Below are 23,131 nucleotides of genomic sequence, written 5' to 3'. Positions count from 1 at the left end.
CCTTACCCTGACAGAGTCACATCATGCCAAGCGGATTAAAAAATTCCCGACAACCCGTTATGCCACCTGTAGCGCCCAAGTGGACACTGCTCGGGTGCGGAGCTCTCGGCGGCGTTTTTGCCTCCTTGCTGACCCAGAGCGGTCAATCCACCCGAGTCTTGTTGCGTGAGCATCATCAATCTACCCTGCACCCCGGATTTGACTTTACTTCGCTGGAGGGGCAGGTACAGCTGCTCAATATCGAACGTGCATTTGCCAGCCAGCCGGGAAAAATCCAGCGTCTGTTGGTGATGACCAAGGCCAGTCAGGTGGTTGGCGCCCTGGCTCCACTGGCTGGCAATCTGGATGCTGGCGTGCCGATCGTACTGCTGCACAACGGGATGGGGATTGCCGAGAAGGTGGTCCAGATGTTCCCGCATAACCCGGTGATTGCCGGGGTGACCAGCCATGGTGCCATGAAGGCGGGCCATTTCGTGTTCCGTCATACCGGCAAGGGGGAAACCTGGTTGGGGCCATTTAACGAGGCGGCCAAGGCTCATGCATCACTGGCAGATGAGTTGGCGCAGGCATTGGGTCAGGCGGGTTGGGATGAGCAGATAGTGGCACGCCAGTGGCAAAAGCTGGCCATCAACTGTGCCATCAATCCCCTGACGGCCCTCTACAAGCTGAAAAATGGCGAGCTAGCTGGCCCCCGTTTTGCCGATGCCCTGCAGCAGATCTGCGTGGAGGTGGCGGATGTGATGTGCGCCGAAGGAGTTGCAACAACGGCAGAGGAGTTGCAGCGTCGGGTGATGACAGTGGTGGAACTGACAGCTGACAATTACTCCTCCATGCATCAGGATATGGAGCTGGGACGCGAGACCGAGATTGAGGCCATCACCGGCTTCCTGTTGGCCAAGGCTGCCCGGCATGGCATTGCCGTACCGGTCAATCAGGGTCTCTATCAGGCGATTAAAGAGAAGAGTCAGGCCGTCTGATCTTTTACATGGCAGAGCAAGCTGCAAGGAGGCGAACGTGAGTGTACTGGTGCTGGTGGCCCCCGGGTCGGAAGAGATAGAGACGGTCGCGATTGTCGATACCCTGGTGCGCGCCAGCATCGAGGTGGTGCTGGCCTCTTGTTGCCCAGCCGGATCGCGGCAGGTGAAGGCATCGCGCGGGGTACAGCTGGTGGCTGATTGTCATATCGACGAGCTGACCCGTCGGGACTTTGAAGCCATCGTGGTACCCGGTGGTTTGCCCGGCAGCGAAGTGATCCGCGATACCCCGCTGGCCATCGAACGGCTCAAAGAGCAGGCCGCTCTTGGTCGCTGGCGCGCAGCCATCTGCGCCGCCCCTGTGGTGGTGTTGCAACATCACGCTCTGCTGGATGATGCCATCGTCACCTGTCATCCCGGCTTTCAGTCCCGACTACCGACATCGCAACTGTCACATGAGCGGGTCGTCAGGGATGAGGCTCATCGCCTTATCACCAGCCAGGGGCCGGGCAGTGCCATCGAGTTTGCGCTTGAACTGGTTCGGGTGCTGCGTGGGGATGATGTGGCTACCGCCGTGGTTGGCCCTATGGTGCTGCCTTGAGCGCACTCTGTTGCTGAATCAAACTAGCCATGCTTTGAAAACCGGGCCCCGGTCATCTTGATCGGGGCCCGTTTGTTATCTGCCGTTGTCGGTCACGCCATCTTGTCCGGCTCAGTAGTCGTATTGTGAACACTGTTTCTTGCTGTATTCCTCACGCCAGCGTGCCAGCTCTTCCTGAGTGCCCAGCGTGTCTCCTTTCTTGATGGCCTGTTCCAGTATCTCAATCCGGTCGAACAGCCAGCGGCACTCCGCCGTCGGGTTGTTCTTGCCGATGCCGGTCAGCGGCAGCACACAGAGTCCCAGCCAGAGATATTTCATTCCGAACGCTCCTTGTCATTGTGGTGGTGAGGGTCTCTTTAGAGTCTATCGTTTTAGCCGTAACGAGAGAGATAGAGCTGTGGTTATCCTTGGGGTAAGATGATGCCATGTCTGTTTATTTATACAGTGGTATGCGCAAGATCATCCATATCGACATGGACTGCTTTTTTGCCGCGGTGGAGATGCGGGATAACCCCGCATTGCGGGAAGTTCCGCTTGCGATAGGGGGGGCCTCCGAGCGGCGCGGCGTCATCTCGACCTGCAACTATGTGGCGCGCCGGTTCGGTGTGCGCTCCGCCATGCCGAGCGCACTGGCGAAAAAACTCTGCCCGCCGCTGGTACTGATCCCTGGGCGAATGGCGGTATACAAGGATATCTCCCGTCAGCTCAGGGCAATTTTCCTGCGCTATACCGATCAGGTTGAACCACTGTCGCTGGACGAGGCTTACCTCGACGTGACCCACAGTCGTTGCTGTGGCGGCAGCGCCACCCTGATGGCGCAAGAGATCCGGCAAGCCATCGTCACCGAACTGGGATTGACCGCCTCGGCTGGAGTGGCCCCCAACAAGTTTCTCGCCAAGCTCGCCTCGGAGCAGCGCAAGCCTGATGGTCTGTTTGTCATTCGTCCCGATGAAGTAGCCGAATTTGTTTGCCAGTTGCCCCTCGGCAAACTGCCCGGGGTGGGGCGCAAGACTGCCGAGCGGCTGGAGGCGCAGGGGCTATACACCTGCGAAGATGCCCGAGCCTTGTCGGCAGAGGAGTTGTGCCGTCGCTTTGGCAAGCTGGGGGAGATGCTGACGACCCGTATCTGGGGGCTGGATGAACAGCCGGTGCAGGCGCACCGGATCCGCAAAACCATCGGGGTGGAGACCACCCTGGCAAGCGATCTCTGTGACGAAGAGGCCTGTCTGAAGGTATTGCAGCAACTGCTGCCTGAGCTGGAACGGCGATTTCAGCTGGCGTGTCCTGCCGAGCAGGTGATGGGCCAGGGGATTAAACTCAAGTTTGCCGACTTCCATCAGACTACCGTCTATCGCAGCCAGGGGGGCTATCAGGCCGCATTGTTCACACCACTGCTCAAGGAAGGGCTGCTGCGGGCGCAAGGGCGTTCGATACGTCTGCTGGGACTGGTAGTCGGGCTACCGAAGGAGGGAGAAGTAAACCAACTCTCGCTGGATTTGCTATGAGATGGTTAAGTTTTTGTTTATAAAGTCGATAATCTACCTGTATCTGCATGAAGTAGGAATATTGGCATGAATGCTCTTTCTGTCCAGGGACGGATTACCCTGATCGCCGGTTGCTGTCTGCTGGTCACGGCCGCTGCGCTGGTCACCTCCTCTATTTATAACGCGAGCAAGATGCAGTCCCAGGTGCGGCAAGCCACCATGCATGAGGCACAGCTGTCAGCCGAAAACAGGATGAAAGCGATGGGGTCAGAGCAGGCCGCCAAGGTGACCAGCTATCTTGATGAAGCCTATTTTCGTGCCAGTCTGCTGGCCGAGAGCGTGCTGTTCCAGCGCAAGAATGCGGCCGACAACTTCGTTCATTCGGAGGCGCTGCGCGGGGCTATCAATCAGCAATTGCACGATGCGGCAGCCTCATCGACCAACCTGCTCGGCGTCTATGCGGTATTTGAGCCCGATCAGCTGGATGGGGAGGACAGCAACTATCAGGGCTCTACGGAACTGGGCTCAAATGACAAGGGGCGTTTTTCCAGTTACTGGGCCTATGACAACGGCAAGATAGAGCCGGAAGTGCAGAATGAGGATGTACTGGCCGATGAGAGCCCGACCGAGGCTGGTGGCATCGAAAACGAGTGGTATCGCTGCAGCATTCGCACCCGTGCCCTCTGCCTGCTGGAGCCCTATCTGGACGATGTGGGCGATAAACAGATATTGATGACCTCGGTGACGGTCCCGCTACTGGAGCAGGAGACCTTGCTGGGGATGGTCGGGGTCGATATCTCGCTGGCCACTTTGCAGAGTCTGGTCAGTACCATGGACAAGGAGCTCTATGACGGCAAGGGCAGAATCTTGCTGGTCAGTCACGAGGGGCGTGTGGCGGGAGCCGATGAGTTCGATGTGACCATGGGGCGTGGGCTGGATCAGAAGTATCAGGGGCTGGCCAGCGAGCTGAAAGGCTGGCTCAGTCAGGGTCAGGAGCTGACTCGCTGGAGCAGCGATGGCACCTTGTTGCAGACCTTTGTCCCGGTATCCATGCGTGGCACCGACCGTAAATGGGGCATCTACATTGAATTGCCACGGGCCGTAGTGCTGGCCTCGGCCCAGCAACTGCAAGATGAGCTGGCCAGTGAGGCCAATCGCAGCGTAGTCTCGCAGCTGTCAATCGGGGTGCTGATCTCGCTGGTGGCCCTGAGTTTTATCTGGTTGATGGCGCGCCAGATTGTGGCGCCCATCCGCGCCGTGGTTGCCCGCCTCAAGGATATCGCCAGCGGTGAGGGGGATTTGACCCAGCGTATCGAGATCCAGCGGCAAGACGAGATCGGCGAGCTGGCCACCTGGTTCAACAGCTTCCTCAACAAGCTGCAATCCACCATCAGTCAGGTGATTGATACCGTCTCCGGCACCCGCAACAGTGCCGAGCGCGCCGCGCAAGTGGCTGAGCGCACCAGCAGCGGCATGCAGGCCCAGTATCAGGAGATCGATCTGGTGGCGACGGCATTTGAAGAGCTGAGTGCCACGGCGTTGCAGGTCTCCGGTAATGCCGGCTCGGCGGTGGCGGCCGCCAACACCACTGATAGCGCGGCGCAAGAGGGCAAATATGTCGTTGCCGACACCCAGGAGGCGATGCGCAAGCTGATGACCATCATCAACGATGCCCAGCCGGTAGCCGAGCATCTCTCGGCCAACAGCGGCAACATCAATGACATCCTAATCGTAATCCAGGGGATTGCCGAGCAGACCAACCTGTTGGCACTCAATGCGGCCATTGAAGCGGCGCGAGCCGGTGAACAGGGCCGTGGTTTTGCCGTGGTGGCAGACGAGGTACGCAATCTGGCCGGTCGCACCCAGAATGCCATCGTCGAGATCCAGACCCTGATCAGCCAACTGCAATCCGGTACCGGCGCCGTGGTCAAGGCTATCCGCGATGGTCATGGTCAGGCTGACGAGACGCTCGCCAAGGTGGATCTCTCGGTGCAGGTGCTGGAGCAGATTATCCAGTCGGTCTCCACCATCCATCAGATGAACGAGCAGATTGCCCGGGCGGCGCAGGAGCAGAGCCGGGTGGCGGACGAGATAAACCGCAACGTCAGCAACATTCGCGATGTGAGCCACACCATTCGGGCCGAGGCGGCGACCTCCGCCGAAAATGGTCGCGAGCTCTCTGCGCTGGCGGATAAACAGCTGCAGCTGGTGGGGCAGTTCAAGGTATAGAAGGGATGAAAAAAGGCGCCATCCAGCTGGAGGCGCCAAACACATTCAGATGACAGACTGGGTCAAACCGGTGAGATTTGAGCCCCTCTTCCCGCAGAGGAAGAAACACAACACCACAATCACAGTCGAAAGGCTCACTAAAAACACATGTAAACCAGCACGTAGTAGAAAATGTGAGCCATATGACGACTGATTGCTGGGCGAATTATGTTTATTCACTGGTCGACCCGCAACCGACAAATTATAATGCGCCCCATTAGAAAAACTCATCGTCGGCTGGTGTCATGTCTCGTCGTTTACCCCCGCTCAATGCCCTCAAGGCCTTTGAAGCTGCGGCTCGTCACTTAAGCTTTACCCGCGCAGCAGAAGAGTTGTTTGTGACTCAGGCTGCCATCAGTCACCAGATCAAGGCGCTGGAGGAGTATCTTGGCATCAAGTTGTTCCGCCGCAAAAACCGCTCCTTGTTGCTGACCGAAGAGGGGCAGGGCTATTTTCTGGATATCAAGGACATCTTTGCCTCCATCTCGGAAGCGACCGACAAGCTGCTGGCCCGCAGTGCCAAGGGGGCGTTGACTGTCAGTTTGCAGCCGAGTTTCGCCATCCAGTGGTTGGTGCCGCGGTTGGTCAAGTTCAGCGAGCGCCACCCCGATATCGATGTACGGATCAAGGCGGTTGATCTCGATGAAGGGTCGCTTACCGACGATGTGGATGTTGCCATCTATTACGGGCGCGGCAACTGGCCGGGTCTGCGCTCGGACAAGCTGCATACCGAATACCTGATCCCGGTCTGTTCTCCCTTGCTGCTGACCGGGCCCAAACCGCTGCGTACGCCGCAAGATTTGACTCTTCATACCCTGCTGCACGATACCTCCCGCCGCGACTGGAAGGCGTGGTTCCGCCAGCTCGACATCGATGCGCCCAACGTCAATCAGGGCCCCATCTTCAGCCACTCCACCATGGTGATCCAGGCGGCGATCCACGGTCAGGGAGTGGCACTTGGTCACAGCGTGCTGGCTCAGCCCGAGATTGAGGCTGGTCGCCTCATCTGTCCGTTCGAGCAGGTGTTGGTGAGTAAGAATGCTTTCTATCTGGTGTGCCAGGAGCAGCAGTCGGATCAGGGCAAGATCGTTGCCTTCCGCGACTGGATGCTGGAGCTGGTGGAGCAGGAAGAGGCGCGTCGCAGGGCAAGGCTCGCCGATGCATGAGGTGATCCGCGAGGGGGCAGTTGATGCCCCCGTTCGCATTTTGCTGGCCCACGGGGCAGGTGCAGGGATGGATCACCCCTTTCTTGCCGAGTTGTCACGCCTGCTGGCCGGGCCGGATATCGAAGTGGTGCGCTTCAACTTTCCCTACATGACCAAGCGAGCACAGGATGGCAAGCGCCGCCCGCCTGACAGGGCGCCTGTGCTGCTCGCTCATTGGCGCGACATGATCCGTGAGTTTGCCCATCCACGGCTGTTTCTGGCGGGCAAGTCGATGGGCGGGCGGATGGCGGCGGAACTGTATAGCGAAGGCGAGGGTGAGATGAATGCTGCAGGATTGCTCATTCTCGGGTATCCTTTCCACCCTCCGGCCAAGCCCGACAGCTGGCGAGGCGAGGTACTCAAGCACATTGCAGTACCAACCCTGCTGTTGCAGGGGGAGCGCGATACCTTCGGTAGTCGCGCCGAACTGGCCGATTTCCCCTTCTCACCCGCCGTATCGGTCCATTGGTTGACCGATGGTGATCATGGTTTCAAACCGCGTAAAGCCAGTGGCGTGAGTGAGCAGGAGAATATGCAGCATGCAGCGGCGGCCATCAGCCATTTTGTGGCCCGGCATGGATAGCACGAGAGGGTTGGCTTTATTGCCAGCCTCGATGAGAGAGGGAGAGTGAGGATGCAGATCCATCGACATTGGCTGATACTGGCCGGTCTCTTCGGGTTGACGGCCACCATGCTGGGGGCTTATGGCGCCCATGGATTGGCGGCGACCGGCATTACGCCCGAGCGTCTGGCGGCATTCACTACCGCCGTGCAATATCAGTTTTTTCACGCATTGGCCCTGCTGGTTCTGGGCTGGTGTGGTGTGCGCAGCAGGGTGATCCACCTGGCTGGCACCGCTTTTGTGCTGGGGATCATCGGATTCTCCGGCAGTATTTACGCCATGGTGCTGCTTGGCAGCAAGGGGCTGGGGTTGATTACCCCGGCCGGTGGCCTCTGTTTTATGTTGGGATGGACGGCCCTGATCTGGGCTGGCTGTCGTCTTGGAGGAAAAAATGAATAATCTGCTGCTTTATTGCCGCCCCGGTTTTGAGAAAGAGGCGGCTGCAGAGATCACCGAGCGTGCCGGTAACATGCAGTGCTACGGTTTCGCCCGGGTCAAGGACGACAGCGGTTATGTGATCTTCGAACTGTATGACGAGGAGCAGGCGGACCTGCTGGCTCGCAAGCTGCCATTCCGGGAGCTCATCTTCATCCGCCAGATGCTGGTGGTCACCCATGAGCTGAAGGAGCTGGATGTCGCGGACAGGATCTCCCCGATCCTTGAGGCGGTGAGTGACTACACCATTTGCGGTGATCTGCGGGTCGAAACCGCGGACACCAACGAAGCGAAAGAGCTGTCGGCCTTCTGCCGCAAGTTCACCGTGCCGCTTCGTCAGGCGCTGCGCAGCAACGAGATCCTGACCAAGAAGGAGACGCCAAACCGTCCGGTGTTCCACGCCTTCTTCATGGCCAATGATCATGTCTTGCTGGGCTACTCCTATTCGTTCAACAACTCCGGATTCCACATGGGGATCCCGCGCCTGCGCTTCCCGGCCGATGCGCCGAGCCGCTCCAGCCTCAAGCTGGAGGAGGCGTTTTACGTGTTCGTGCCGCGGGAAGAGTGGGATGTGCGTCTCTGCTCAGGCATGAAGGCGGTGGATCTGGGTGCCTGTCCGGGTGGCTGGACCTATCAGCTGGTGCGTCGTGGCATGATGGTGACGGCGGTCGACAACGGCATGATGGCCCAATCCCTGATGGATACCGGTCAGGTCAAGCATATCCGGGATGACGGTTTCGTCTGGCGTCCGAGCAAGAAGAACACCTACTGGCTGGTGTGCGACATGGTCGATAAACCGGCGCGGGTCGTTCACATGATTGCAGACTGGTTCCGTGAGGGCGACTGCCAGGAGGCGATGTTCAACCTCAAGCTGCCGATGAAGAAGCGTTATGCTGAATCGGTACACAATATCGAGGTGTTGCGCGAAATGCTCAAGGAGATCGACAACGCGTTCGTGATCCAGGCCAAGCAGCTCTATCACGATCGAGAAGAGATCACCGTGCATGTTTACAACAAGTACTGGGTCTCCAAACTCGAGCCCAAGGCGTGATGTAGCAGTTCTGCCTGTACGATAAATACCAAGGCCGACAGGGAAAGCTGTCGGCCTTTTGCTATTCGGCTGCCGGAAAATATCAGAAACGGTAATCGAGGCGCAGGGAGGATTCGTCGTCGGTCACCTTGATCTCTATCTGCAGCGGGATGGTTTTGTCTACCGGATTGAACTGCATCTTTATCCCGTCTCCTCTCAGCCTGAGGGCGGTGTTCATTCCGCCAGCCTTGAACTTGACCTTGGGTCTGAAGCGTTCGACCGACAGACTGACGCTCTTTTCCGGGGTCAGATTAAGCTGCGGGTAGGAGGTGATCTTTTGATTACCAAAGTTGTCGGTGGAGACTTCAATACCAAATGACAGGGGTTTGGGTGCCTTGAGCAGGTCGTTGGTATCCAGGCTTGAACGCCATACCTCGGTGGCAGTCCGTTTTTCCTGCTGTGGCAGTTTGGCAGTTTGGGTCTGTTGATCCTGTTCGAAGGCACTTGCAGTACCACACACCAGCATCAGACCCGAAACCAGATAGCACCCGTATCCCTTCATGAAAAACACTCCCTGTTCTTCTTCTCTATTGAACATAGTTGCTGTTTAGGGAGTGGCAAAGGATTCGGAAATATAAAAAAGGGAGCCGAAGCTCCCTTTTAAAATCAATTAATTAACTCACAGGCGATCGATGATGGCCTGGGTGAATTCGCTGGTGGAAGCCGTGCCACCCAGATCGCGGGTGACCCGATCACCGGATTCGATGGTGGCTCGTACTGCCTCGCGGATCCGCTCTGCCTTATCCTGCATGCCGAGGTACTCCAGCATCTGAATGGAGGCGAGGATCACCGAGGTCGGGTTGGCGATATTCTTGCCAGCTATGTCAGGCGCAGAACCGTGGACCGCTTCGAAGATGGCCGCGCCATCGCCGATGTTGGCGCCGGGCGCCATGCCGAGACCGCCAACCAGACCGGCGCAGAGATCCGAGAGGATGTCGCCGAACAGGTTGGTAGTGACCATGACATCGAAACGCTCCGGATACATCACCAAATTCATGCAGGCGGCATCGACGATCATCTCTTCGCTCTGGATATCCGGGTAGTGGCTGGCGATTTCACGTGCCACTTCGAGGAACAGGCCGGAGGTCGACTTGAGGATGTTCGCCTTGTGGATGATGGTGACCTTCTTGCGACCTTCCTGACGGGCCAGCTCGAAGGCGAACTTGACGATGCGCTCGGCCCCTTCGCGGGTGATGATGCTCATCGCCTCGGCGCTCTTGTTGTCATCACTGCGCTTCTGGCCTACACCCGAGTACATCCCTTCGGTGTTTTCACGCACTGTGATGATGTCGATGTTGTCGTAACGGCTTCTGGTGCCCTTGAAGGAGATGACCGGGCGCACGTTGGCGTAGAGGTTGAACTTCTTGCGCAGGGAGACGTTGATGGAGGTAAAACCGCCGCCGACCGGTGTGGTCAATGGCCCTTTCAGGCTCACCTTGTTCTTCTCAATCAGATCCAGGGTGGATTGGGGCAGCAGCTCGCCATGCTTCTCGAGGGCAACCAGACCCGCATCAGCGTATTCGTACTCAAAGTCACAACCCGCATGGGTCAGGATCTGGATGGCTGATTCAATGATGCTGGGGCCGATGCCGTCGCCGGGGATCACGGTAATTTTTCTTTTGGACATGAGAGGGTTCCACTTCCAGGGTATAGGGGAGGATGGGGCTGTTTTATAGCATTTACTCAGCAAACCAACCACATTCCTTTACATTCTACTCACTTTCATCAACAGCGAGGGTGAGTCTCGTCATGGTTCGCCCCCTTGCCTGCATTTTTGTTCGGCCATTTAGTCCGGCTGGGGCGGGTAGCGGATGTCCCGCAGGTTGAATCCCAGTGGAATATCCCGCTGCAAGCGCACCAGCCGCTGGGCCAGCAGGGCCTCATCCTGATGCTGGCGCAGCTTGAGCAGTGGCTTGGCGGCATCCTCTTGCTGACAGGCTTCGAGCATGGCTGCCAGATTGCCATATTGCTGCAACAGCTGGGTGGCGGTCTTGGGGCCGATCCCCGGAACCCCCTTGATATTGGAACCGCTGATACCGGTCAGGGCCCAGAAGTCGACCAGCTGAGCAGGGGCTACCCCATATTGCTGCTGGACGAAGGCGGCATCCAGCCAGCGTTTGTTGAAGTAGTCGCGTACCCGGATCTGCGGGCAGATCAGTTGGCAGAAGCCCTTGTCGGTGGAGATGATGGTCGCCTGATGGCCATGGCTGGCGATGCCGCTGGCCAGGGTGGCGATAAGGTCATCCGCTTCATCGGTCTCGGAGAGCAGGGCATCGACACCGCACTCCCAAAAGGCATCCTGCAGGGTCGCCAACCCCTCACGCAGTTCAGGGGGCATGGGGGTTCGCCCCTCCTTGTAGGCCGGATAGACCTCTTTGCGCCAGCTATGCACCTCGCCATCAAACACGGCAATGACATGGGTTGGCTCGCTATTGGCCAGCAGCTTGCGGCAGGTATTGATAAGGTTGGCGCGAGTTGCAACCAGCGCCTGGGCAGGGGTCAGTGCCTGCTGGGCCTGTACCGCGTGCAGACGGCGAATGAGATTGAGGGCATCGATGATGAGCAGGTGTGGCCGGATAGCTGACATGGGGCACTCTTGGCGGTAGGGACGCCCCATTGTAACAAACCGCTCGCCTTATGGGGGATTGATGGCAGTCGGGAAGGCATTGAGCCAATAAAGAGGGGCGCCGATGCGCCCCTCTGTCGATGATGTATCTGTACCCTAGCGGACGATTTCGTAGCAGGGCACATACTGGCTGCCCGGCAGCTTCATCCGCTGCTGCTTGACGAAACTCTCCAGCAGCTTGTCCATCAGGTGCATCAGCTCCTTGTCGCCGTGCAGCTTGAAGGGGCCTTTCTTCTCGATGGCGCGAATGCCCCCTTCCTTGACGTTGCCGGCGACGATACCGGAGAAGGCACGACGCAGGTTGGCGGCCAGCAACTGGGGCGGCTGGTTGCGGTGCAGATCCAGACTGGCCATGCTGGCGTGATCCGGTTCGAAGGGGAGCTGGAACTCCGGCTCAATCTTGAGGGACCAGTTGAAGGAGTAGGCATCACCGACCGATTTGCGGTATTCGCGGATTTTCGGCATCGCCTCCTTCATCACTCGGGCCACTTCCGGTGCATCGCCAACAATGATCCGGTAGAGCTTGGTCGCCGGTTCACCGAGGGTCGCCTTGATGAAGTCGTCGATGGCTCGGAAGTAGTCGGCACTCTCTTTCGGGCCGGTCAGGATGATGGGCATGGGTTGTCGTTCGTTGGCCGGATGCATCATGATGCCGAGCAGATAGAGCAGCTCTTCGGCGGTGCCGACCCCGCCCGGGAAGATGATGATGCCATGGCCCAGACGCACGAATGCTTCCAGCCGTTTCTCGATATCCGGCAGGATCACCAGCTCGTTGACGATGGGGTTGGGCGGCTCGGCCGCAATGATGGAGGGCTCTGTGAGGCCGATGTAGCGCCCGTTGCGCACCCGCTGTTTGGCATGGCCGACGGCGGCCCCCTTCATCGGGCCCTCCATGGCTCCCGGGCCGCAACCGGTACAGATGTTCAGCTCACGCAAGCCCAGCTCGCTGCCCACGGCGCGGGTGTACTGGTACTCGATCTCGTTGATGGAGTGGCCACCCCAGCAGACGATCAGGTTGGGATCGGCGCCAGGCAGGATCACCTTGGCGTTGCGCAGGATGGCGAACACCACGTTGGAGATATGAGTCGAATTGGTGAGGTTGACCAGCCGGTTCGATTCAAGCTGGTTGGAGACATAGAGAATGTCGCGCAGCACCGAGAAGAGGTGCTCCTGAATACCACGAATGATCTCGCCATCGACGAACGCGTGCTCGGGGGCGTTGAACAGTTCCAGCTTGACCCCGCGCTCGCGCCGGATCACATGAATGTCGAATGATTTGAAGCGCTCCAGGATCTCCTTGGAGCTGTCGGTATGGCTACCGGAATTGAGCACTGCCAGCGAGCAGTTGCGAAACAGTTGATAGATATCGCTGGAGGCAGTCTGCTTGAGGCGATCCACCTCAAGCTGTGACAGCAAATCCATGCTGCCGACGGGATTGATGTGCGTAATCATAGGTTCCCCTTTACTCACTTGTTATCGTTGTGTTTTTTCCCTGGGGAGAAAAGGGATGCCATGTTGCATCCCCTGAGTTTGATAGTAGTGGCAACGGAGGGGGGAGGGAAATAGGGCGACGACTGTTCGCTGTTTTTTTAGTCACCACTCAGGCCAGTGTCACTTGATCCCGACCTGCGTTCTTGGAGTGGTAGAGCGCTCTGTCCGCCCGTTCGAACACATCGGAGGGGTTGTCACCATCCTTGAACAGGGTTGCGCCGATGGAGATGGTGATCTCCACCTTGGCATCGCGAAAACGGAACGGGATGCTCTTGATGGTCTGGCGCAGGGTTTCCAGCGGCTTCTGGAACTTGTCCGGGTTGATATTGGGCAGCAGCACCACGAACTCTTCGCCGCCGAAACGGGCGATGAAGTCAGTGTCACGCAGGGCGCTCTGCAGCGCTTTGGCAACAACCTTCAACGCCTTGTCGCCGGCCATGTGGCCATAATTGTCATTGATGTTCTTGAAGTGATCGATGTCGATGATCGCCATGCAGAGCGGAGTGCGGTAGCGAAGCCAGCGCTTGAACTCCTGCTCCAGCCGCTCGTCGAGGGCGGCCCGGTTGTGTACCTGAGTCAGGCTGTCGAGGAACAGCTTGTGCTTCTGAATGGTCAGCCGCTTCTTGTATTCGGCGGTCTCATCCTTCATCAAGCGCAGCTTGGACTCCATGGTGGAGAGGCGGGTGAGCAGGTGACGTTCCCGTGCTGCGGTACTTTCCCGTTCTTGCAGCAGCAGATTGATGGCGCCCATATGGCCGGAGATGGCACGCTTGAGCGCATCGATGGAGTTATGGCTGGCCAGGGAGTGGTCGATCGCCTGCAGTTCGCAGACCAGAGCTTCGCGGGTTTCACGGGTTTCATTTTGTAGCGCACGCCCCTCATCGAGGGATTCGGTAAAGCCGACATGCACTGCTGACAGGCTCTCGTTGAGGGAGCTGAGAAAGGCGCGGGAGGCTTTGCGCTCCTCGCGGGTGCCTTCGATGATAAGTTCGATGACCTGCATACAGGTCTCTGCCAGCATGGCAGGATTGATGCCGATCAGCAGTTGACGGCGGATATCCCCGAGGCTCTCGCCAATTGAACCGGCGAAATCAAGTTCGGTGATCAGCCGCTGCAGTTCGTCTGCGATACGCGCATGATCTTTGAGGTCAAACGGCTCAACATCAGGTTGGGGTTCACAACCGGGCTCGCTCTCTTGCTGTTGGGGCGCTGAAGAGCCGGACAGTGGCTGGCTTGGCAGCAGCTGGATCTTGATCGCCTGCTGATAGAATTCAAGCAGGCGGATCACCTTCTTTTGATGATCGGCAATACCATAGCCGGCGGGGCTTTTCAGAAATTCCTTGAGGGATTTTCGGGTCTCTTCCGGGAAGCCCTTGATGGTTTTTAGCTGTTTTGAGCCAAGATCAATGGCTGCCTGGGTCAGGGTGAGCGACTCTTCCAGTGCATTGCTGTGCTGCTGCAGCAACTTCTCGATGGCAAGTAGCTCTGCATCCAGCGAGGTGAATGCGGGATTGCTATCCAGTCTCTGCTTGAGCTTGGCGAAGCGATTGTCCAGCTCACGATCGAAGCCGCGGCAAGAGAGCATCAGCTTGTTGATAAACTGGATGCCACGAGCTCGCTCTGCATCGGAAAAGGAGAGAACGCCGTCGAGCTCCAGCTGTTTTTGCTGGAGGGATTCCCTGAGCCTGGCCAATTGTCCTGCTACGGCAGCGATGTCATTCATTATCAGGTCGCCCTGTTGTCATTATTGTTTTTGGTGTTGGATAGCAACAGTGGCCGAACCCGAGGTTGAGTGTCGTCTGTTATCTATTATTTGCCGGCTGGCCTTCAGCCGCTTGCATCCTTGCGAGGCTGGGCCAGTTAACCCATTGCTTTTCATGAGAAGAATTGACTTTTACCAGCCCCTTGTCAATTGCCATCAAGCCGCATTGCCACACATCCCCATTAAAAAATGCAGCCTGCTGGCAATCGATGGCGGCGAGCTCCAACCAGGCGTTTTGCCGGTATTTTTCACTGAGCTGAATGGCTCCCGAAAGGGCGAGATAGCTGAGGTCGAACAGGCCATTGTGATCGAGCGCGGTCGCAGCCTTGGGCAGGAAGGGGTGGCTGACAATCCCCAGGCTTATCTGGCGATCAAGCTCGTATTGGCAAGGGAAGGCGGCGATTGCGGTTAGCAGGTCTCCCGCAAGTTGATGCAGGTTGGTCACGTGGCGCTGTGGCACCACATACAGCATGTGCCCTTCCCGCAAGTCATAGATACGGCCATCTTGCGGGGTCAGGGTATCCATATAGATGCCGAACGCCTGCTCGATTTCACGGCTGACCTGATAGCCGTGGCGCTCGAGGGTGTTGACCATAAAGGGCACCCTGAACAACAGGTAGTGCAGCTTGTCATCGAATTCGCTGTGCTCTTCGCTCAGATACCAGCGCTCCGATTTCAGCTGGCGTTTTGCCATCTCTCGTGGCCAGCGATTCATCAGCCGCTGCCAGTTGGCAAGTCCGGAACGGGGTTCGATCAGCAGGGCCTCGCCAGTGCGTTTCAGTTGCAGACGGGCGGTACGCAATTTGAGCCAGAGGGTGAAGAAGAGGTAGATGAAGAGCGCCAGCAGCAGGCTGGTGGTAATGCTCGACCAGAGATAGCGCTCCTGCTGGTGCTGGCTGTTGTTAAGCTGCTGCTCCAGCTCCTTGATGTGTTGTACCCGTTCAACCTGGACATAGTTGTCGCGGATCGCAGCCTGCTCCTGATCAATTTCCTGCTGGCGAACCTCTTCTCCCAAACGATGGAAGCGCTTGTAACTGTCGAGGGCTTGGTGCAGGTATCCCTTCTGTTCATACGCAAGTGACAACAGGCGGAATACTTCGTACTGGCGGCGAGTGTCGCCTACCTGATTGGCCAGTGCCCGGGCATTTTCCAGCTGCAGGATGGCGATGGCCGCCTCCTGCTTCTTCAGATAGAGCTCGCCGAGCAACAGCAGGGTATCGATCAGCGGCTCTTTGGCATCGCCCAACTCGTGGGACTGCCGGGATGCATTGAGGTAGTTGCCGGCCAGCGAGAGGTTACCGCTTTGCAGATAGGTTTTGCCTATCTCGTACTTGAGCAGAGAGGCCTGCGGCCGACTGCTTCCCTCATCGAGCAAATCCAGCGCATTGAAGAAGTAGACCAGCGCCATATTGAGGTCGCCCTGATCACGGTTGAGTCGGGCCAGCACGATAAGTGAGTCGCATAGCAGTGACGGATTGCCGATGGAGTGAAAATAGTTGGCCGCTTCATTGGCATATTGCAGCGCTTTCTGGGGCTCCTGCTCTTGCTGATAGAGTTTGACTATCTGGTTGGAGAGCAAGCCGAGAAAGAGCGGGTCGTTGAGATTCTTGGCCTGCTGCTGAGCATCGATATATTCACCCAATGCCAGCTGGGGTTGTTGCAGCACACGATAAAGGTCGCCGCTGATGGCGCTGACCCAGGCGCTGGCAAGAGGATTGGTGGCTTTGGCAGCCCAGATCCTTGCATCCGCCAGATGGGTCTTGGCGTCTTCAAGATGCTGATTTTCAATCTCGTAGCTGGTGCGTTGCAGGCGGCTATAGATCTGTAACTGGCTCTGTTTGAGGTCGGGACGGGCCAGCTGTTCGTCCAATTGTTCCAGCAGGATACGGCTGTTGTTCTGGCCATCTTGCCTTAGCCCCTGGCTACGGATTTTGAGATAGAGGGCGTGGGCCTTGAGTTCGGGTTGGCGCTCTCTCTCCGCCAGCTCCATCGCCTTGTCGAGGGTTTGCTGGGTAGCTTGATATTGGCCAAGCTGGATTCGGCACTCCCCTTCAAGCAGGTGTGCTCCGATGGTTTGCGAAACGGTGCTGTAGCTGAGCAGAGGCTCGCGATAGCCGAACTCCTGACGATTACTGATGATTTGCTGGGGATTATTGGCCGCACGCGTCAGAAAGGCGGAGGTGATCTGAACACATCTGGCAGGGTCGGTCAGCACCAGTGATTGGGCCTGTTGCAGATCCAGGGATAGTTGCTCCTTGTCCAGATCCAGATTTGGAGCGGACAGAGAAGACATCATCATAGCCAGAAAAAACAGTTGATTCATTGGATTAAGGACGGCGCAGAGGTGTTGGCATGTTATCCAAGCCCACCCCTGCGAGTCCAGCGTTTACTGATGGTGTGCTCAGGCTCCTTTGTAGCCGGATGCATCAAGGCGCCAGCAGGGTTGAGATAGCAGGGCGCTCGGGTGTGATACCGGGAAGCCCTTTATCAACGTCTGCTCTTATTGACGGATCAGACGCAGGTTGGTTGGCACGGCTTCGAAATCGGAGCGGAACGGGTTGATGTCGAGGCCGCCGCGGCGGGTATAGCGTGCATAGACGGTCAACTGCTCAGGCTGGCAATAGTGCTTGAGGTCGATAAAGATCCGCTCGATGCACTGCTCGTGGAACTCGTTGTGTTGGCGGAACGAGATGAGGTAGCGCAGCAGCTTCTCCCGATCGAGTTTCGGCCCCTTGTAGCGGATTACCACGGAGCCCCAGTCGGGCTGGCTGGTGACCAGGCAGTTGGATTTGAGCAGGTGGCTGTGCAGAGTCTCTTCAACCTGCTCGCTGGCGGCCGCCCCTTGCAGCAGGGACGCATCAAACTCGTAATTGTCTACCTCGATATCCTGCTCATCAATGCACTCGCCGGGCAGCAGGGCAATCTGGTGCGGCGCCTTGTCGAGGGGGAACAGGGTCACCTTGACGGTCTCACCGGCACAGGCACTCAGATCCTTGGTCAGCATGGCGGCGACTGCCTCGATAGAGTCGCAACGGGTCTGGTTGAAGGAGTTGAGGTAGAGCTTGAAGGATTTGGATTCGATCAGGTTCGCACTGGTGGCCGGAATGGCCACTTCACCCACCGCCACCATCGGCTTGCCCTTGGCATTGAGCCAGGAGAGCTCATAGAGGGTCCAGACATCGCAACCGCTAAAGGGCAGGTCATCGCCCAGCTTGAGATCATCCCGGTTCAGGCTACGTGGAACCGGCTGCAGCAGGGAGGGGGTGTACTGGCTAATGTAATCGGATTGCTGGCCCAGGCTCAGGCCGGTCAGGGCGCTGGCCCCGGCGTATCTATCTTGTTTGCTCACAGGGTTGCTCACGTAATGTGCTCATGATGAGTGGAATGAAACGGGCCATTGCAGGGCCGGATGGTTGCAGCCGCTTGGCTTGGGCGTCGGCCTCTCTGTATCCCGGGTTCTGTTTCCCGGGTCACTAGGTCGGCTGGCAACCTTGTCTGTTACCGGGTTTGGTGGTGCAATAGCGGACTTTGCCAGCAATTGTGGGGATTTTCGATGTCGGATCAAGTTTTGTCTGCCCTGGAGCACTTTTTTGCCCGCTGGCAACGGGATGGCGAGGCCAGACGAGGCCTGCCCCTGTGCGAGTGGGAGGCGGACTGGCGTTCCCCCTGCCAGCTTGGTGAGCCCGCCGATGGCCGGGTGGCCTGGCGCCCTCACCAGCGCTCCGAGCCGGCCGATTTTACAGCCATGGCCGATGCCCTCGAGCTGACGATTCATCCGAGCGCCATTGTACTGTTCGGGCACTGGTTAAGCCGCCCCATCCCCTGCCTTTTCAAGGGGCTGCGCCTTGAACTGATCCTGCCGTGGAACGACGCGGATCTCGACCTGCTCAAGGAGAACCTCATCGGCCACCTGCTGATGCTGCGCAAGCTAAAACGAACCCCCTCCATCTTCATTGCCACCACCCGCAACGAGATGACGCTCATCTCCCTTGATAACGAGAGTGGTCAGGTGTGGCTGGAGTGGCTCGATTCCGGCCGCCGTCTGACGTTGGCGCCCTCCTTGCCGGCGTTTCTGGAACGGCTTGAGACGTTGCCGCAATAGCACCTGCTCGAGCCAAGGTTACCCATCGGAACGAAAAGAGCCTTGCCATGCGGCAAGGCTCTTTTTTATGGCATCGCGTACAGGGAACGCGCTTAATCCTTGAAATCCCAGGAGAGGTTGGAGACCAGACGGCAGCTGTCGCACTTGAAGTCGAAGATCTCGTGCTGCGGCTCTGTCAGCGCCCACTCACCGCCACAGCTGGGGCAGGGGTGCGCCTTCTCCTCGGCGGCGCTCAGCCCGCCCACCCGATAGAGGTAGTAGTAGGTGGGGATGCCGCTCAGCACTTCCAGCCGTTTGGCCAGATCGCTGCCGCGCCGGTAGAGGCGGCTGCCCACTTCGCCGATTTCGTGCAGCGCCGCATGTTCGGCGATGGAGCCGTTCATCTGCAACTGATCGCACGCCTCCCAATCCTCCTGCCACTTGATGATCTGTTTCTGATCGCCGTTGGCGACTGCGGGCAGTTGGTAGAGCGGAATGGGGGCGAAGTGGTCGCCACAGCGCAGCGGCGAGCAGGTGTGCAGGAAGCTGGTGTAGAGCAGCATCCAGCTCGGCCGCTCGCCCTGCTGGCCGCAAGGATCTGTGCTGTCGGAGAGCAGATCCGCCCCCTGCAGCTGGAGTTTGGGCGCCAGCAGCCCGGCCTGATTGAGCTGCTGCTCGGCCAGTTTGACCTGCTCGCTCTGGTTGTCGGGGTGCAGGCTATCCTGCTCTGGGCAGACCACCCGACTGACGAAATAGCCCTCATGCATGCTGGTGGGGAACTCCCGCCCGAGGATCTGGCCCTGATAACGCAGCATGTCGAGGTAGTTGACGATGGCCCGCTCGGCGTCGCCAAGGGAGGTATCGCGGTAACACTCAAAGCAGAGTTCGACGATATACATGGTTCAGCCTTGCCCCTGCTGGAGGAGCAGGTCGGTCAGGCGATCCACCTTCTGTTCGATGCGTGCGAGCTGTTCGGCGAGTTGCTGCAGGGTGAGCTCCGGCGCTGGCTGGGGCTCGGCCTCTGGCAGGAGCTCACTCTCGGCGGTCGCGATGGGCTGCTGCTTCCACTGGCTCAGCACTTTCAGCAGCTCGGCCATCGGCACGGGCTGGGTGAGGCGGGCCTTGATCATGGCAGTGGTGGGCGTTAGGCCCTTGGCGGCCAGCTCGTTGGCAATTCGGATGATCTCGTGGGCGGACATAAGCATGCTCTGGGTGAGAAGGAGGGATCGATATCGGGGCGGGATCTTAACCAAAGCCGGCAGGGGAGGAAAGGGGCGGGCGGCTAGCGGGGCTGGCGCAACATCACATCGAGCTGGTCGATCGCTTCACACCAGTCGGAGTCGTTCCACAGGGCATCGCGCAGAAAGCTTGCCTGGGCGGCGTTCCAGAAATCGGCCTCCGGCAACAGGGTTTCATTGTCGAGGTGATGGTCGTGCACAAAGCGGTGCAAGCTCAGCTCGTCGTTGGCCATCCCGAGCTGGGCAAACAGGGCTGGCAGATCGTGGACAAGGGGTTCCATCTCGTCTCTCCCTTTGTTTAATCCCTGAGATTATAGACAGGCACAGCCATCGGGCGCAGAGACGAGATTGGAGATCAGGCTGAGGGGATGCGATGGGGTGGCAGATCAACGCCTACGATGTGCAGCCCCTGCATCTTGAGGGTGCCCTGATAGTGGCTCTCGCCATCGCTGGAGAATTCAAACTGATAGTGGGTCAGCAGCCGCAGGGGATTGCGGGCCAGCTCCCGCCGATGGCGAGCCAGTGACAGCAGTTGCAGGTCATGGTGCTGGCAGTAGCGGCGCATGTATTGCCAGGCCACTTCTGCCTGTTGGCGTTGCAGCCAGAACAGGCCGGCAATCGCAATCAGCAACAAAATTCCGAGCATCTCTCCCATAGGCGGGCTTCCTTATCGTGATGTCGATAACCGGGAGTCCTGCTCGGCACTCCCGATCTCCTTTTCTATTTCCCGCCGTGTTGCCTAGTGGCGTGAGGGGGAGGCGAGGGATCAGGCCGAGGCAAACAGACGGCCGATGGCCTTGCCCAGCTCATCGCTGCGGTCGGGGTCGCGCAGTCTGGCCAGCATATCATTGCGCAGGGCCGGTAAAGTGACCAACTCGGCAAAAACCTGATTGAAGAACTGGGTCGGTTGCAGTGCCAGTTGTTCCAGATAGTTGCTGAGCAGATTGGCATCTTTCAGATCGGGCCAGAGCCGGCCGGCGATGGCGAGCAGCAGCGCAGGGCTCGGCTGGGTTTGCAGCAAGGTCAGCAGCTTGTTGGTGCGCAAAGAGCTGCCGGGACAGGAGGCCATGGCGCGGCAGAGGTAGGCCAGGGTCTCAGGGTTGGGGGCGGCGCACTCCTGCTCCTTGCCGATCCGCTCGAGCAGGGCCCCTTGTACTGCAGGCGGCAGCGGGGCGTTTTCAAGGCTCTGGCAGAGGGCATAGAGCGGTTCCTGCGGCAGTTTGGGCAGCGCCTTGCAGATCAGCGCCAGATTGCGTTCATCATGCAGCCGCTCGGCCAGATCGGCAAAGCCCTGCAGCCCCAGAGTCTGCCAACCAGTGTCGTTGGGGGCGGCCAGATAGTGGCAGAGGGCATCGTAATAGGCGGAAGGGGCCTGCTCCAGCTGGCGCGCCAGCTTGGCATGCAGACTGGCCATTTTTGCCTCCGCCGGGCGGAAGGTGTAGGGATTGTCGGCCAAGCGCTGGGCTTTTTCCTCGTCCAGATCGCCGGTGAGCTTGTAGCCCAGGGTCTCCACCACCTGATCCATGAACAGCTTGGGGCCGTTTGACATCAGCAGGCCGCGCTCATCGAGGGCAAACTTGAGGAACCAGAGGTAGTGGCGAGACTCGCTTGGCTGGAAGAAGTGTACACCGAGCCAGGCGTGCTGTTGCAGCGGCCAGGGATAGGGCTCCTGCTGCTGTTCGATGCGCACAAAGGTGTCGCTTGCCAGTGGCCGCACCTGGCGGCCCATGTCAAACAGCTGGAACTGGGTGCCAGCCTGAGTCAGAAATTCGGTCAAGGTATTGATGGCAGTAGGCGTCACAGACATGGTGAGATCCGGCTAATGGTGATGCGGGCCGATTATAAGGCCCTTGCCGAGGATAGCCAGTGGCAGCAGACGTGCGCTGCGGCAGATATCAACATGGCAGCCATGCGGGGGGAGGTGTATAGTATCGCCCTTTTTTAAAGGCGGTAGGCCGCGCTGGCTGCTGTGTATGTCGACGAGCTGGCTGAACCGCCGGTGCTACGTGACTGAATGTATCGGCATCCTGGCTGACCCTGTCGGGTCGGCGGATCAATCTGTGGTTATAAGGAAGAGAGCGAGATGAATCAATATTTGCTGGTAGCTGGCCTGTTGGGGGAACTCACCGCCGAGTTGCAGCGCCTTGAGCGCTGGCAAGCTGACCATCCCGGTGACGAAGCCCTGGCAAGCACCCTGCCTTTTTGTGTCGATACCCTGAGCTTTGATCAGTGGCTGCAGTTCGTGCTGATCCCGCGCATGGAGCAGCTGGTGATGTTGCAGGCTCCGCTGCCAACTAGCGTTTCCCTCTATCCCATGGCCAGCGAAGTCTACAAAGAAGATCTGGCCGAGGCAGAAGCGCTGCTGCGCCTGATCGCCCGCTTCGATCTGCTGCTTTCCGGCAAAGTGATCGAACAATGATGCCTGCGCAAACTCGAGAAGAGAGTGACCTGAAGCTGACCCTGCTCTATCAGGATGAGTGGCTGGTGGCGGTCAACAAGCCGTCCGGTCTGCTGGTGCACCGCAGCTGGCTCGACAAGGGCGAGACCCGTTTTGCCATGCAGATGACCCGGGATCTCATCGGCGGTCGCCATGTCTATCCGGTGCATCGCCTCGACCGTCCCACCTCAGGCGTGCTGCTGTTTGCGCTCGATCCGGTGATTGCCCGCGCGCTGACCGAAGCCTTTACCCAGCGTCAGGTGCACAAGGAGTATCTGGCATTGGTGCGCGGCTGGGCGCCCGAGCAGGGGGTGATCGACTATCCCCTCAAGGAGCAGCTGGACAAGATTGCCGATGCCATGAGCAACCCGGATCGCCCGGCGCAGGATGCCGTCACCACCTTCCGGCGCCTGCATCAGGTCGAGCTGCCCCACGCGGTCTCCAAGAAGCACCCCACCAGTCGTTACAGTCTGGTCAGATTGTTCCCGAAGACCGGCCGCAAGCATCAGCTGCGCCGCCATATGGATCACCTGTTCCACCCCATCGTCGGGGATACCACCCACGGGGATGGGCGCCACAACCGTTTCTTTCGCGAGCACTTTGGCTGCGAACGGCTGCTGCTGGTGGCCCGCACCCTGAGCTTTACCCATCCTGTGCTCAAGGTGCCGATGCGGATCCAGGCTCCGCTCGGTCAGGATGTGCTGCGCCTGTTTGCCGAGCTGGGCTGGCCCGCCAGCGAGAGCGACTACTAAGCGCCTGATCCTCAGCCTTGAACCGGTGGCATCTGACGCCAGCTTGCTGATAGAGTTGCTCAAAA

Annotated in this window: 24 protein-coding genes; 11 read left to right on the top strand and 13 right to left on the bottom strand. The window is 58.6% G+C overall.

What is annotated here, in order from left to right; all coding sequences use genetic code 11:
• Positions 1 to 23 precede the first annotated feature (23 nt).
• Both G5168_RS06385 and G5168_RS06380 read left to right on the top strand, forming a co-directional pair.
• Positions 24 to 977 (top strand): ketopantoate reductase family protein, encoded by a 954-nt coding sequence (locus tag G5168_RS06385; RefSeq protein WP_421252005.1) that lies wholly within the window; start codon positions 24 to 26, stop codon positions 975 to 977.
• 37 nt (positions 978 to 1,014) lie between these two features.
• Complete coding sequence (locus G5168_RS06380) at positions 1,015 to 1,575, top strand: DJ-1 family glyoxalase III (protein ID WP_421252004.1); 561 nt, start codon at positions 1,015 to 1,017, stop codon at positions 1,573 to 1,575.
• 111 nt (positions 1,576 to 1,686) lie between these two features.
• On the opposite strand, the gene G5168_RS06375 is transcribed toward G5168_RS06380, so the two are convergent.
• On the bottom strand, positions 1,687 to 1,893 hold the full coding sequence (locus G5168_RS06375) for a hypothetical protein (RefSeq protein WP_245131523.1): 207 nt from the start codon (positions 1,891 to 1,893) through the stop codon (positions 1,687 to 1,689).
• Positions 1,894 to 2,024: 131 nt separating this feature from the next.
• Here G5168_RS06375 and dinB point away from each other — a divergent pair, with 131 nt between their 5' ends.
• The 6 genes from dinB (at position 2,025) to rlmM (ending at position 8,640) form a co-directional block, all read left to right on the top strand.
• The gene (dinB, locus tag G5168_RS06370; protein WP_421231409.1) at positions 2,025 to 3,080 is read left to right on the top strand and encodes a DNA polymerase IV; all 1,056 of its coding nucleotides are present in this window, start codon (positions 2,025 to 2,027) and stop codon (positions 3,078 to 3,080) included.
• A 66-nt stretch (positions 3,081 to 3,146) separates the two neighbouring features.
• Entirely contained in the window at positions 3,147 to 5,288 is a 2,142-nt protein-coding gene (locus G5168_RS06365; RefSeq protein WP_421252003.1) for a methyl-accepting chemotaxis protein, read from the top strand.
• 284 nt (positions 5,289 to 5,572) lie between these two features.
• Positions 5,573 to 6,493 (top strand): transcriptional regulator GcvA, encoded by a 921-nt coding sequence (locus G5168_RS06360; protein ID WP_005338622.1) that lies wholly within the window; start codon positions 5,573 to 5,575, stop codon positions 6,491 to 6,493.
• Positions 6,486 to 7,115, top strand: coding sequence for an alpha/beta family hydrolase (locus G5168_RS06355; protein ID WP_227341196.1), 630 nt, complete (start codon positions 6,486 to 6,488; stop codon positions 7,113 to 7,115). Before G5168_RS06360 ends, G5168_RS06355 begins: the two co-directional genes overlap by 8 nt.
• Positions 7,116 to 7,166: 51 nt before the next feature.
• Positions 7,167 to 7,553, top strand: coding sequence for a DUF423 domain-containing protein (locus tag G5168_RS06350; protein ID WP_421252002.1), 387 nt, complete (start codon positions 7,167 to 7,169; stop codon positions 7,551 to 7,553).
• Entirely contained in the window at positions 7,546 to 8,640 is a 1,095-nt protein-coding gene (gene rlmM / locus G5168_RS06345; RefSeq protein ID WP_139405780.1) for a 23S rRNA (cytidine(2498)-2'-O)-methyltransferase RlmM, read from the top strand. Before G5168_RS06350 ends, rlmM begins: the two co-directional genes overlap by 8 nt.
• A gap of 82 nt (positions 8,641 to 8,722) precedes the next feature.
• Here the strand turns inward: rlmM and G5168_RS06340 are convergent, their stop codons facing one another.
• From G5168_RS06340 to queF, 7 genes are all read right to left on the bottom strand, one after another.
• Positions 8,723 to 9,181 carry a hypothetical protein gene (locus G5168_RS06340; RefSeq protein WP_043819010.1) on the bottom strand — a complete coding sequence of 153 codons (459 nt, stop codon included), beginning with the start codon at positions 9,179 to 9,181 and terminating at the stop codon, positions 8,723 to 8,725.
• Between the two features lie 117 nt (positions 9,182 to 9,298).
• Complete coding sequence (locus G5168_RS06335; protein WP_421231396.1) at positions 9,299 to 10,306, bottom strand: isocitrate dehydrogenase; 1,008 nt, start codon at positions 10,304 to 10,306, stop codon at positions 9,299 to 9,301.
• Between the two features lie 159 nt (positions 10,307 to 10,465).
• Positions 10,466 to 11,266, bottom strand: coding sequence for a flap endonuclease Xni (xni, locus tag G5168_RS06330; RefSeq protein ID WP_216958970.1), 801 nt, complete (start codon positions 11,264 to 11,266; stop codon positions 10,466 to 10,468).
• A gap of 135 nt (positions 11,267 to 11,401) precedes the next feature.
• Positions 11,402 to 12,757 carry a nucleotide 5'-monophosphate nucleosidase PpnN gene (ppnN, locus tag G5168_RS06325; protein ID WP_019445906.1) on the bottom strand — a complete coding sequence of 452 codons (1,356 nt, stop codon included), beginning with the start codon at positions 12,755 to 12,757 and terminating at the stop codon, positions 11,402 to 11,404.
• A 148-nt stretch (positions 12,758 to 12,905) separates the two neighbouring features.
• Positions 12,906 to 14,519: a GGDEF domain-containing protein gene (locus G5168_RS06320; protein ID WP_216951894.1), complete on the bottom strand. Its 1,614-nt coding sequence runs from the start codon at positions 14,517 to 14,519 to the stop codon at positions 12,906 to 12,908.
• 79 nt (positions 14,520 to 14,598) lie between these two features.
• Complete coding sequence (locus tag G5168_RS06315; protein WP_421252001.1) at positions 14,599 to 16,881, bottom strand: hypothetical protein; 2,283 nt, start codon at positions 16,879 to 16,881, stop codon at positions 14,599 to 14,601.
• Positions 16,882 to 17,058: 177 nt separating this feature from the next.
• The gene (gene queF / locus G5168_RS06310) at positions 17,059 to 17,907 is read right to left on the bottom strand and encodes an NADPH-dependent 7-cyano-7-deazaguanine reductase QueF (RefSeq protein WP_421252000.1); all 849 of its coding nucleotides are present in this window, start codon (positions 17,905 to 17,907) and stop codon (positions 17,059 to 17,061) included.
• A gap of 204 nt (positions 17,908 to 18,111) precedes the next feature.
• On the opposite strand from queF, the gene G5168_RS06305 reads away from it, so the two are divergent.
• Positions 18,112 to 18,660 carry a SecY-interacting protein Syd gene (locus G5168_RS06305; protein ID WP_421251999.1) on the top strand — a complete coding sequence of 183 codons (549 nt, stop codon included), beginning with the start codon at positions 18,112 to 18,114 and terminating at the stop codon, positions 18,658 to 18,660.
• 92 nt (positions 18,661 to 18,752) lie between these two features.
• On the opposite strand, the gene G5168_RS06300 is transcribed toward G5168_RS06305, so the two are convergent.
• The 5 genes from G5168_RS06300 to G5168_RS06280 form a co-directional block, all read right to left on the bottom strand.
• Complete coding sequence (locus G5168_RS06300) at positions 18,753 to 19,538, bottom strand: Zn-ribbon-containing protein (protein ID WP_421251998.1); 786 nt, start codon at positions 19,536 to 19,538, stop codon at positions 18,753 to 18,755.
• A 3-nt stretch (positions 19,539 to 19,541) separates the two neighbouring features.
• A complete protein-coding gene (locus G5168_RS06295; RefSeq protein ID WP_064338557.1) occupies positions 19,542 to 19,838 on the bottom strand; it encodes a hypothetical protein in 297 nt (98 codons plus the stop codon).
• Positions 19,839 to 19,921: 83 nt separating this feature from the next.
• Positions 19,922 to 20,158, bottom strand: coding sequence for a DUF2789 family protein (locus G5168_RS06290; RefSeq protein WP_139473975.1), 237 nt, complete (start codon positions 20,156 to 20,158; stop codon positions 19,922 to 19,924).
• Positions 20,159 to 20,232: 74 nt separating this feature from the next.
• Positions 20,233 to 20,532, bottom strand: coding sequence for a DUF3301 domain-containing protein (locus G5168_RS06285; RefSeq protein ID WP_100654341.1), 300 nt, complete (start codon positions 20,530 to 20,532; stop codon positions 20,233 to 20,235).
• A 111-nt stretch (positions 20,533 to 20,643) separates the two neighbouring features.
• Positions 20,644 to 21,684, bottom strand: a complete 1,041-nt coding sequence (locus G5168_RS06280) for a DUF3549 family protein (protein ID WP_421251997.1) — start codon at positions 21,682 to 21,684, stop codon at positions 20,644 to 20,646.
• Positions 21,685 to 21,960: 276 nt separating this feature from the next.
• On the opposite strand from G5168_RS06280, the gene G5168_RS06275 reads away from it, so the two are divergent.
• Both G5168_RS06275 and truC read left to right on the top strand, forming a co-directional pair.
• Complete coding sequence (locus G5168_RS06275; RefSeq protein WP_005338596.1) at positions 21,961 to 22,296, top strand: YqcC family protein; 336 nt, start codon at positions 21,961 to 21,963, stop codon at positions 22,294 to 22,296.
• Positions 22,293 to 23,066: a tRNA pseudouridine(65) synthase TruC gene (gene truC / locus G5168_RS06270; RefSeq protein ID WP_019445213.1), complete on the top strand. Its 774-nt coding sequence runs from the start codon at positions 22,293 to 22,295 to the stop codon at positions 23,064 to 23,066. Before G5168_RS06275 ends, truC begins: the two co-directional genes overlap by 4 nt.
• The last annotated feature ends 65 nt before the right edge of the window (positions 23,067 to 23,131 follow it).

The organism is Aeromonas sp. 600724, assembly GCF_049175135.1.
In the GTDB taxonomy this organism is placed as follows: domain Bacteria; phylum Pseudomonadota; class Gammaproteobacteria; order Enterobacterales; family Aeromonadaceae; genus Aeromonas; species Aeromonas veronii_A.
The sequence above is the reverse complement of the archived record's forward strand: the minus strand, read 5'-3'. Positions and strand labels throughout refer to the sequence as shown.